Origin of the sequence: Burkholderia sp. Ac-20345 (assembly GCF_017104825.1) — a bacterium.
In the GTDB taxonomy this organism is placed as follows: Bacteria; Pseudomonadota; Gammaproteobacteria; order Burkholderiales; family Burkholderiaceae; genus Burkholderia; species Burkholderia lata_B.
Genome location: NZ_JAAGPO010000278.1, coordinates 1 through 10149, shown reverse-complemented (window position 1 = coordinate 10149; position 10149 = coordinate 1). Strand labels below are relative to the sequence as shown.

Genomic DNA, 10149 nt, shown 5'->3' with positions numbered 1-10149 from the left:
CGGCTGGCGGCGTGCGGGCGGCGAACCTATCAAGAAAGCAGGAGGCATGACCGCAGTGCAGAAGATCAAAGTATTGTGCGTCGACGATTCGGCGCTGATCCGCAGCCTGATGACCGAGATCATCAACAGCCAGCCCGACATGACGGTGTGCGCAACTGCGCCCGATCCGCTCGTCGCGCGTGAGCTCATCAAGCAGCACAACCCCGACGTGCTCACGCTCGACGTCGAAATGCCGCGCATGGACGGGCTCGACTTCCTCGAGAAGCTGATGCGCCTGCGGCCGATGCCGGTCGTGATGGTGTCGTCGCTGACCGAGCGCGGCTCGGAAATCACGCTGCGCGCGCTCGAACTCGGCGCGGTCGATTTCGTCACGAAGCCGCGCGTCGGGATTCGCGACGGGATGCTCGACTACGCGGAAAAGCTCGCCGACAAGATCCGCGCGGCGTCGCGTGCGCGCGTGCGCCAGGCGCCGCAGCCGCAGGCCGTCGCGCGCGCGGCGGACAGCCACCCGGCCGCGCCGATGATCAACAACCCGCTCGTCAGTACCGAGAAGCTGATCATCATCGGCGCGTCGACGGGCGGCACCGAGGCGATCCGCGAAGTGCTGACGCCGCTGCCGCCGGATGCGCCGGCCGTGCTGATCGCGCAGCACATGCCGCCGGGCTTCACGAAGTCGTTCGCACAGCGGCTGAACGGCCTGTGCCGGATCGCGGTGAAGGAAGCGGAGCACGGCGAGCGTGTACTGCCGGGCCATGCGTATATCGCGCCGGGCCACGCGCACCTGTTGCTTGCAAGGAGCGGGGCGAACTATATTGCGCAACTGTCGGACGAGCCGCCGGTCAACCGGCACCGCCCGTCGGTCGACGTGCTGTTCCGCTCGGCGGCGACGCACGCGGGCAAGAACGCGATCGGGGTGATCCTGACCGGGATGGGCCGCGACGGCGCGGCCGGCCTGCTGGAAATGAAACGCGCGGGTGCTCACACGTTCGCGCAGGATGAAGCAAGCTGCATCGTGTTCGGGATGCCGCGCGAGGCGATCGCGCTCGGCGGCGCGGACGAGATCGTGCCGCTCGCCGAGATGAGCCGTCGTGTGATGGCGCGCCTGGCGACAATGGGCGACCGCGTGCAGCGCGTTTGAATGGAATGTCACGGGGCGCGTGCCACGATACGTGTCCCGATGGAAACGAATCTGGAAAGGAACGACGATGGACAAGAGCATGAAAATCCTGGTGGTGGACGATTTCCCGACGATGCGCCGGATCGTCCGCAACCTGCTCAAGGAACTGGGCTACTCGAACGTCGACGAGGCCGAGGACGGCGCGGCCGGCCTGGCGCGGCTGCGCGGCGGCGGTTTCGACTTCGTGATCTCGGACTGGAACATGCCGAACCTCGACGGCCTTGCGATGCTGAAGGAAATCCGCGCGGACGCGACGCTCACGCACCTGCCGGTGCTGATGGTCACGGCCGAGTCGAAGAAGGAGAACATCATCGCGGCCGCACAGGCCGGCGCGAGCGGCTACGTCGTGAAACCGTTCACGGCCGCGACGCTTGACGAGAAGCTGAACAAGATCATCGACAAGATGGCGAAGACCGGGAGCTGACGTGAACGAGCCGATCCATGCAGCGCTGACGGGCGCCGGGTTCAGCGCCGACGGCCAGGCCGAAGGTGCCGGTTTCGCGGGCGACCGCATCCTCGCGCGTATCGGCCATGTCACGCGCACGCTGCGCGATTCGATGCGCGAGCTCGGGCTCGACAAGCATGTCGAGCGGGCGGCGGAAGCCGTGCCCGATGCACGCGACCGGCTGCGCTACGTCGCGACGATGACCGAGCAGGCCGCCGTGCGCGTGCTGAATGCGATCGAGGTCGCGAAGCCGATGCAGGAGCGCATCCAGAACGAGGCCGAGGCGCTCGACGCGCGCTGGGCGCAGTGGTACGCGACACCGATCGAGCACGCGGAAGTGCGCGAGCTGATGGACGATACGCGCACGTTCCTGCGCACGCTGCCCGAGTCGGCTTCGGCAACTAGCGCGCAACTGCTCGAGATCATGCTCGCGCAGGATTTCCAGGACCTGACCGGGCAGGTGATCAAGAAGATCATGGACATGGTCTACCTGATCGAGCAGCAGCTCCTCACGGTGCTCGTCGAGAACATCGCGCCCGAGCGGCGCGAGCAGTTCGCGGCCACCGCGGCTGCACTCGCGGCCGAGCAGATAAGCTCGACCGGCAGCCCCGAGTCGCTGCTGAACGGCCCGCAGATCGCGCCGGAAGGCAAAACCGACGTGGTCCAGGACCAGGGGCAGGTGGACGACCTGCTCGCCAGCCTGGGCTTCTGACCCTGCCGCATGCATCGGCGCGCCGCGTGTTGCGGCGCCGCCCGATGCATGCGTCGCGCGTTCCCCGCACCGCCTCCCGCGCGCGTGTCACCTGCAAGCCCCAGGGTGGCCGATCCTGCGTCAAATTGACACTTCGACACACTCAGCAGGCATACTACGCGTCAGCAGCAACGTAGCGTCATTCATACGATTTCATATGTTGGCAGGTGGCGCGGGCCCGATGGCCGCACCGCCGGCAACGAAGCCAGTCCCTTGGGGGGGAACGTGAAGCTGAAACGCTTGGGCTGGGCCGTCGCGCACGCGACGGCTGCAATGGGTGTGCTGTGGAGCGTCCACGCATACGCGGAACTGGGCGGCGCACCGATGTCGCCGCCGGCGGACGATCAGGCCGCAACCGTACGCGCGTTGCAGCGCGCGATGCGTTCGGCAGACGGCGTGCAGACGAGCACGGCCGCCTATACCGTCCGCGAGATCAAGCTCGGATCGGGCACCGTCATCCACGAATACACGTCGGCCGCCGGCAGCGTGTTCGGCCTCGCGTGGCAAGGGCCGACGATGCCGGATCTCGCGTCGCTGCTCGGCAGCTATTTCCCGCAGTACACCGCTGGCGTCCAGGCGGCGCACAAGGCGCGCGGCTGGCGCGCGCCCGTGTCCGTCGATACGAACGGCCTCGTGATCCGGACAGGCGGCCACATGGGCGCCTTCTCGGGCCAGGCATGGCTGCCGGCGGCGCTGCCTGCCGGCCTGGCCGGCACCGACATCCAGTGACAGCGGGAGAGCGATCTTGAGAATTCCTCGTACATTCAAGCGCTGGCTCGGCGTGCTGGGCCTTGCGGCGGCGACGGCCGTCCTCGTGACGGCATGCGGCGGCGGCGGCGACGGCGGTGGCGGCAGCAGCTCGGGCAACAACGGCAACGGCGGTTCGGGCGGCTCGGACGGTAATTCCGGGAACAAGGCCGTCATCACCGTCAGCTCCGGCGTCGCGAACGTGATCAACATCCCGACCGTCAGCGTGAAGGTCTGCGCGCCGGGCACGTCGAACTGCCAGGTGGTCAACAACGTGCTCGTCGATACCGCGTCCTACGGGCTGCGGATCGTCGGCAGCGCGGTGTCGGGCGTGCTCGGCAGCCTCCCGCAGGTGACGAGCGGCGGTGCGCCGGTCGCCGAATGCGGCAAGTTCGTGTCGAGCTACACATGGGGCTCGGTGCGCACGATCGACCTGTCGATCGGCTCCGAGCAGGCGAGCTCGCTGCCCGTGCAGATCATCGGTGACCTCGGCACGACGAACGTGCCGAGTTCATGCACGAACGGCGGCGCGTCGGCCAACTCGGCGAGCGCGCTCGGGGCGAACGGGATCCTTGGCATCGGGCCGGCGCCGGTCGACTGCGGCACGACCTGCGCGACGTCGACTTCGTCGAACAACAACTACTACGCGTGCCCGAACGGCGACAACGCGAACTGCGCGGTTGCGCTCGTGCCGGTGGCGCAGCAGGTGGCCAACCCGGTACATCGCTTCGCCGACAGCAGCGGGGTGAGCGTGACGATGCCGAGCATCTCGAACAGCGGACAGGCCAGCGCAACCGGGACGCTGACGTTCGGTCTGCCCGACATGACCGGGAAGACCGTGATGACGTCGACCACGACGGGCGACGTCAGTGCGACGTTCCAGGGGCGCAACGTGATGGCGTTCTTCGATACGGGCTCGAACGCGTATTTCTTCAACGATTCGACGACTACGTCGACGACCTGCCCGAAGAACACGCAGTTCTACTGCCCGGCATCGTCGCCGGCCAGCTACTCGGCGACGCTGACCGGCCAGAACGGCGTGGCCGCCACCGTGTCGATGTCCGTCGCGAACGCGGATGCGCTGTTCGCGAACCCGTCGACGTTCGCGTTCAACGACATCGCGGGCCCGTTCGGTTCGTCCAGTTGGCTCGACCTCGGCATGCCGCACTTCTACAACCGGACGATCTACTTCGGGATGGACAAGACCGCGAGCGGCGGCGCGCAGCCTTTCGTCGCGTTCTGACGCGGCACGGCCGTACGCTGAAGAGGGGGGGGCGAGCAATCGCCCCCTTTTTTATTCGACGGCCGCGCGCGGCCCGACGGGTCGGACCGGCGCGCCGCCGTGCGCGTGCGCAGCGCCTACGATGTAGTACCGGCACTCGTGCCGGCACGATATCGAGGAGGCAGCGCCATGAGCCCGCGCATACAACGCATCACGCCGTTCCTGTGGTTCGACAGCGACGCCGAGGCGGCCGCCGGTTTCTACGTGTCGGTGTTCGACAACGCGCGCATCGTGCACGTCGCGCGCTACGGCAAGGCCGGCGCGCACGCATCCGGCAGCGCGGAGGGCGCGGTGATGACCGTCGCGTTCGAGCTCGACGGGCAGGCGTTCGTCGCGCTGAACGGCGGCCCCGTGTTCCAGATCACGCCGGCCGTGTCGTTCGTCGTCAACTGCCGGGACCAGGACGAAATCGATCGCTACTGGGCGCGCCTGTCGGAAGGCGGCGACGAGCGCGCGCAGCAGTGCGGCTGGCTGCGCGACCGCTTCGGCGTGTCGTGGCAGGTCGTGCCGGTGCAGTTGCCGGAGCTGATGGCGGGCGACCCGGCGCGCGCGGAGCGCGTGATGGCGCAGGTGATGACGATGAAGAAGCTCGATCTCGACGCGCTGCAGCGGGCGGCGGCGGGCTAGGGGCAGGGTAGCCTGCTGCCGGCGTGAACGCGGCTCAAGGGGCCGCGCAGGCCCGTGAGTGGCCGGAACGGGCGCTAGGCCGGCGGCCGGCCGTCGCGCATCAGGCGCGTATGGTCGAGGAAGCGGTGGCCGGGCCCGTACGTGCTGCTTTCGATCCGTACGGCGTCGGCCGGCGCGACCGGGCGCCCGGCGCCATCGACCGATACCGATTCGATCTCGACGACCGGCACGCACCAGGCCGCGCGGGCACGTTCAGCCGGTTCTCCGTGCGCGTCGACGCAGCGGAAGGTGAAGCTTTCAGGGAAATCCTGCGCGCGCAGGGATTCCGTCGATCCGTTCCACGCATGGTGCAGCGCGATCGTGCCGGGGTGCGGCGCATCGGGCGCCTGTGCGCCGGGCCCGGCGTGTACGCGCAGCCGGCGGCCAGCGCGCAGGCGAGCGACAGCGACGGAACGAGCGGATGACGGAGCATGGTGCGGTTCGACCGGAATCGGGAATGGCAAAGCGTAGCGTGCTTTGCACACCAGCGTAATGCGGGCCGGTTAATCGAATGAGGCATACTCGCGCCGATTATCGATCGCACCCGATTTCATTCGCTTGTAATCAAATACTGGATTATATGAGGCTGTAGTTTCTGTCAGGTCTTCAAGATTATTAAAATGACGCGGCATGCAAGCCTGCGGCGCCGCATTCCGCTGCTGCAGCCGTTCCTGTGCCGTGCCGGCAGGCAAGGCGGGCCGGTGCGGGTGTCGCCCGGCACGTGAAAATAGATGGAATCCGTCGAAATTCAAACATATAATTCCGGCGTTGTTTCCGGGGTCGTCAATATAAAACAGGAGGGTAATAAAATGAATTTTTCTGAAGCCGTTCGTTCCGCACTCAATAAATACGCGACATTCGAAGGCCGTGCGCGCCGTGCCGAATACTGGTACTTCGCGCTGCTGACCTGCGCGCTGTCGATCGCCGCGCAGATCATCGGCGCGGCAGGCCACGACGCGGGCCTGATCACGCTGCTGCTGCTCGTCGTGATCGGCCTGGTTTCGCTGGCGCTGATCATCCCGAGCATCGCGGTCAGCGTGCGCCGGCTGCACGATACGGGCCGCTCGGGCTGGTTCCTGCTGCTCGCGCTGATTCCGATCGTCGGCGGCATCCTGCTGCTCGTGTGGATGTGCTCGCGCGGCACCGAAGGCCCGAACCGCTTCGGCGCGGATCCGATCCCGGCGGCCTGACCGGCACCCGCCCCGGCGCGCGACGCCGTCGCGTCGGGGCCTGATTTCGCGTCGCACCTGCTGCGCCGTTGCACTGCTTCACCCTTTCCGCGCTTTTTCCTCGCTTCACGCCGTCGCCGTTCCGTCCGGAACCGGCCGTCCGCAACCGGTCGTCCGCAACCGGCCGTCCGGAACCGACACCCGCCATCGCATCCGCCGGCCCGTTTTTTCGCCGCGCCGCAGGGCGTTCCGTCCCCCGTCCGGCCCCGTTTGCGCCGGCTCGCCCGATTCCCCGAAATACCCCCCTTTCCCGGCTTTGCTCGACCGATCGGTGTTTGACGCCTCCATGAATAATCGGTGTCACTGGAAAGCGGCATTCCGCCGTACCCGACTGGAGGCCCCGTGGCAGACGAGAGCGATCTCGACAAGACCGAAGCCGCCACTCCCAGGCGCCGCGAGAAGGCGCGCGAGGAGGGGCAGGTCGCGCGTTCGCGCGAACTGGCTTCGTTCGCGCTGCTCGCGGCCGGGTTCTACGGCGCCTGGCTGCTCGCGGGCCCGTCGGGCGGACATCTGCAGGCGATGCTGCGCGGCGCGTTCACGTTCGATCGCGCGACCGCGTTCGACACGAACCGGATGCTGTCGGCGGCCGGCAGCGCGAGCCTCGAAGGCTTCGCCGCGCTGCTGCCGCTCCTCGCGCTCACCGGCGTCGCCGCGTTGCTCGCGCCGATGGCACTCGGCGGCTGGCTGATCTCGCAGAAGACGTTCGAACTGAAGTTCGACCGCCTGAATCCGATCTCGGGCCTCGGCCGGATCTTCTCGATCCAGGGGCCGATCCAGCTCGGGATGTCGGTCGCGAAGACGCTGGTCGTCGGCGGGATCGGCGGCATCGCGATCTGGCGCGCCAAGGACGAACTGCTCGGCCTCGCGACGCAGCCGATCGGCGTGGCGCTGCCCGATGCGCTGCATCTGGTCGCCGTGTGCTGCGGCACGACGGTCGCCGGGATGCTGGTGGTCGCCGCGCTCGATGTGCCTTACCAAATCTGGCAGTACAACAAGAAGTTGCGCATGACGAAGGAAGAAGTGAAGCGCGAGCATCGCGAGAACGAAGGCGATCCGCACGTGAAGGGCCGGATCCGCCAGCAGCAGCGTGCGATCGCGCGCCGCCGGATGATGGCGGCCGTGCCGAAGGCCGACGTGGTCGTCACGAACCCGACGCACTTCGCCGTCGCGCTGCAGTACACGGACGGCGAGATGCGCGCGCCGAAGGTCGTCGCGAAGGGCGTGAACCTCGTCGCCGCGCGCATCCGCGAACTCGCGGCCGAACACAACGTGCCGCTGCTCGAAGCGCCGCCGCTCGCGCGTGCGCTGTATCACAACGTCGAACTCGAACGCGAGATTCCCGGCTCGCTGTACTCGGCCGTCGCCGAAGTGCTCGCGTGGGTCTACCAGCTCAAGCGCTTCCGCTCGGAAGGCGGTGCGTTCCCGGCGGTGCCGGTCGACCTGGAGGTGCCGGCCGATCTCGACAAGGGCGCGTCGGTCTCCGCCGACGACGAACGCGAGGAGCAGGAAGACACGCTCGGTAAGGGAGGCCTGGCATGAGCACCCCGACCGGCCTGTTCGCGAAGCGCCCGAACCTGCTCGCAGGCACCAACCTGCGCTCGCTCGCGGGCCCGATCCTCATCTGCATGATTTTGGGGATGATGATCCTGCCGCTGCCGCCGATGCTGCTGGATCTGCTGTTCACGTTCAACATCGCGCTGTCCGTGATGGTGCTGCTCGTCAGCATGTACACGATGAAGCCGCTCGACTTCGCGGCGTTCCCGAGCGTGCTGCTGTTCTCGACGCTGTTGCGCCTGTCGCTGAACGTCGCGTCGACGCGCGTCGTGCTGCTCGAAGGCCACACGGGCCCCGATGCGGCCGGCCAGGTGATCGAGGCGTTCGGCCACTTCCTCGTCGGCGGCAACTTCGCGGTCGGTATCGTCGTGTTCGTGATCCTGATGATCATCAACTTCATGGTGATCACGAAGGGCGCGGGGCGGATCGCCGAAGTGTCCGCGCGCTTCACGCTCGACGCGATGCCCGGCAAGCAGATGGCGATCGACGCCGACCTGAACGCGGGCCTCATCAACGAGGAACAGGCACGCAAGCGCCGCCTGGCCGTGTCGCAGGAAGCCGAGTTCTACGGGTCGATGGACGGCGCGTCGAAGTTCGTGCGCGGCGACGCGATCGCCGGCCTGATCATCATGGCGATCAACGTGATCGGCGGGCTGATCGTCGGGATGGTCCAGCACGACATGACGTTCGCCGCGGCCGGCACGAACTACACGCTGCTGACCATCGGCGACGGCCTCGTCGCGCAGATCCCGTCGCTCGTGATCTCGACCGCGGCCGGCGTGATCGTGTCGCGCGTCGCGACCGACGAGGACATCGGCACGCAGATCACCGGCCAGCTGTTCACGAACCCGCGCGTGCTGAACATCACCGGCGCGATCATCGTGCTGATGGGGCTGATCCCCGGAATGCCGCACTTCGCGTTCCTCGCCCTCGGCGGCGGCGCGATCTGGCTGGCCCGCACGCAGACCAAACGCGCGGCGGCCCGCAAGGCGGCCGGCGACCTGACCGACATCGCGCCGCCTGCCGTGCTGCCGTCGGACAGCCACGAGGCGACCTGGGACGACGTGCAGCTGATCGACCCGCTCGGGCTGGAAGTCGGCTACCGGCTGATTCCGCTCGTCGACAAGAACAGCGACGGCGAACTGCTCAAGCGCATCAAGAGCATCCGCAAGAAATTCGCGCAGGAAATCGGCTTCCTGCCGCCGGTGATCCATATCCGCGACAACCTCGAACTGCGGCCGAACGCGTACCGGATCGCGTTGAAGGGCGTCGAGATCGGCTTCGGCGAAGTGTTCCCGGGCCAGTGGCTCGCGATCAACCCCGGCCAGGTGACGGCCGCGCTGCCGGGCGCCGTCACGCAGGATCCCGCGTTCGGGCTGCCGGCCGTGTGGATCGACGTCGCGATGCGCGAACAGGCGCAGGTGTACGGCTACACGGTGGTGGACGCGAGCACGGTCGTCGCGACGCACCTGAACCATCTGGTCGTCCAGCACGCGGCCGAGCTGCTCGGCCGCCAGGAAGTGCAGGCGCTCGTCGAGCGCACCGGCAAGGACGCGCCGTCGCTCGTCGAGGACCTCGTGCCGAAGACGATCTCGCTGACGACGCTGCAGAAGGTGCTGCAGAACCTGCTCGAGGAAGGCGTGCCGATCCGCGACATGCGCACGATCCTCGAGGCCGTGTCCGAACACGCGGGCCGCGGCGACGCGTTCGAGATCACGGCCGCGGTGCGGCTCTCGCTCGGCCGCGCGATCACGCAGCAGTGGTATCCGGGCGCCGGCGAAATGCAGGTGATGGGCCTCGACTCGAATCTGGAGCGCGTGCTGTCGCAGGCGCTCGCCACCGGCGCGAACCCGGGCCTCGAACCCAGCCTCGCGCACAACCTTCTGACCGGCACGCAACAGGCGATGCTGCGTCAACAGAATCTCGGGCTGCCGCCCGTGCTGCTCGTGCAGCACGCGCTGCGCGCGATGCTCGCGCGTTTCCTGCGCCGCAGCCTGCCGCAATTGAAAGTGCTGTCGTATGCCGAAGTGCCGGACACACGCACGATCAAAGTCGTTAACGTCATCGGGGGTTCCGCTTGAACATTCGCAAATTCACCGGCGCAACGAGCCGCGACGCACTTCGTCTCGTGCGCGAGGCACTCGGCGCCGACGCGGTCGTGCTGTCGAACCGCACGCTCGATGACGGCAGCGTGGAAATCGTCGCACTCGCCGATTCGGACCTGGCCGCCGTGACGCCGCCGGCCGCGGCGCGCCCGCGCATCGCCGCGCCGCGCACGCTGGAATCCGTGCCGGCTGG

General features: G+C 67.8%; 11 protein-coding genes and 1 pseudogene. 10 read left to right on the top strand and 2 right to left on the bottom strand.

Annotated features, from left to right (window positions below):
• Positions 1-46: 46 nt before the first annotated feature.
• The 6 genes from G3O06_RS44015 (at position 47) to G3O06_RS43990 (ending at position 5029) form a co-directional block, all read left to right on the top strand.
• Positions 47-1138 (top strand): chemotaxis response regulator protein-glutamate methylesterase, encoded by a 1092-nt coding sequence (locus G3O06_RS44015; RefSeq protein WP_011350600.1) that lies wholly within the window; start codon positions 47-49, stop codon positions 1136-1138.
• A gap of 67 nt (positions 1139-1205) precedes the next feature.
• Positions 1206-1601: a chemotaxis response regulator CheY gene (gene cheY / locus G3O06_RS44010; RefSeq protein WP_039346818.1), complete on the top strand. Its 396-nt coding sequence runs from the start codon at positions 1206-1208 to the stop codon at positions 1599-1601.
• A gap of 1 nt (position 1602) precedes the next feature.
• The gene (gene cheZ / locus G3O06_RS44005; RefSeq protein ID WP_174919037.1) at positions 1603-2334 is read left to right on the top strand and encodes a protein phosphatase CheZ; all 732 of its coding nucleotides are present in this window, start codon (positions 1603-1605) and stop codon (positions 2332-2334) included.
• 264 nt (positions 2335-2598) lie between these two features.
• Positions 2599-3102 (top strand): DUF2844 domain-containing protein, encoded by a 504-nt coding sequence (locus G3O06_RS44000; protein WP_174974786.1) that lies wholly within the window; start codon positions 2599-2601, stop codon positions 3100-3102.
• A gap of 16 nt (positions 3103-3118) precedes the next feature.
• A complete protein-coding gene (locus G3O06_RS43995) occupies positions 3119-4363 on the top strand; it encodes a DUF3443 family protein (protein WP_205819823.1) in 1245 nt (414 codons plus the stop codon).
• A gap of 168 nt (positions 4364-4531) precedes the next feature.
• Positions 4532-5029 (top strand): VOC family protein, encoded by a 498-nt coding sequence (locus tag G3O06_RS43990; protein WP_205819822.1) that lies wholly within the window; start codon positions 4532-4534, stop codon positions 5027-5029.
• A gap of 74 nt (positions 5030-5103) precedes the next feature.
• On the opposite strand, the gene G3O06_RS43985 is transcribed toward G3O06_RS43990, so the two are convergent.
• Together G3O06_RS43985 and G3O06_RS43980 are read right to left on the bottom strand one after the other, a co-directional pair.
• On the bottom strand, positions 5104-5532 hold the full coding sequence (locus G3O06_RS43985) for a hypothetical protein (protein ID WP_205819821.1): 429 nt from the start codon (positions 5530-5532) through the stop codon (positions 5104-5106).
• A 39-nt stretch (positions 5533-5571) separates the two neighbouring features.
• Positions 5572-5820: a hypothetical protein gene (locus G3O06_RS43980; protein ID WP_205819820.1), complete on the bottom strand. Its 249-nt coding sequence runs from the start codon at positions 5818-5820 to the stop codon at positions 5572-5574.
• A 57-nt stretch (positions 5821-5877) separates the two neighbouring features.
• Between G3O06_RS43980 and G3O06_RS43975 the strand changes: the two genes are divergently transcribed.
• The 4 genes and pseudogenes from G3O06_RS43975 to flhF form a co-directional block, all read left to right on the top strand.
• Positions 5878-6258: a DUF805 domain-containing protein gene (locus tag G3O06_RS43975; protein WP_174919042.1), complete on the top strand. Its 381-nt coding sequence runs from the start codon at positions 5878-5880 to the stop codon at positions 6256-6258.
• 381 nt (positions 6259-6639) lie between these two features.
• Positions 6640-7836, top strand: coding sequence for a flagellar biosynthesis protein FlhB (gene flhB, locus G3O06_RS43970; protein WP_175001026.1), 1197 nt, complete (start codon positions 6640-6642; stop codon positions 7834-7836).
• Complete coding sequence (gene flhA, locus G3O06_RS43965; RefSeq protein WP_205819819.1) at positions 7833-9932, top strand: flagellar biosynthesis protein FlhA; 2100 nt, start codon at positions 7833-7835, stop codon at positions 9930-9932. Before flhB ends, flhA begins: the two co-directional genes overlap by 4 nt.
• Positions 9929-10149 (top strand): annotated as a pseudogene (flhF, locus tag G3O06_RS43960) (flagellar biosynthesis protein FlhF); the annotation flags it as partial. The gene flhA and the pseudogene flhF, both read left to right, overlap by 4 nt.

Coding starts and splice junctions, on each gene's coding strand:
- cheY (WP_039346818.1), top strand. CDS start 1,206: ATGGACAAGAGCATGAAAATCCTGGTGGTGGACGATTTCCCGACGATG.
- G3O06_RS44015 (WP_011350600.1), top strand. CDS start 47: ATGACCGCAGTGCAGAAGATCAAAGTATTGTGCGTCGACGATTCGGCG.
- flhA (WP_205819819.1), top strand. CDS start 7,833: ATGAGCACCCCGACCGGCCTGTTCGCGAAGCGCCCGAACCTGCTCGCA.
- G3O06_RS43990 (WP_205819822.1), top strand. CDS start 4,532: ATGAGCCCGCGCATACAACGCATCACGCCGTTCCTGTGGTTCGACAGC.
- G3O06_RS43975 (WP_174919042.1), top strand. CDS start 5,878: ATGAATTTTTCTGAAGCCGTTCGTTCCGCACTCAATAAATACGCGACA.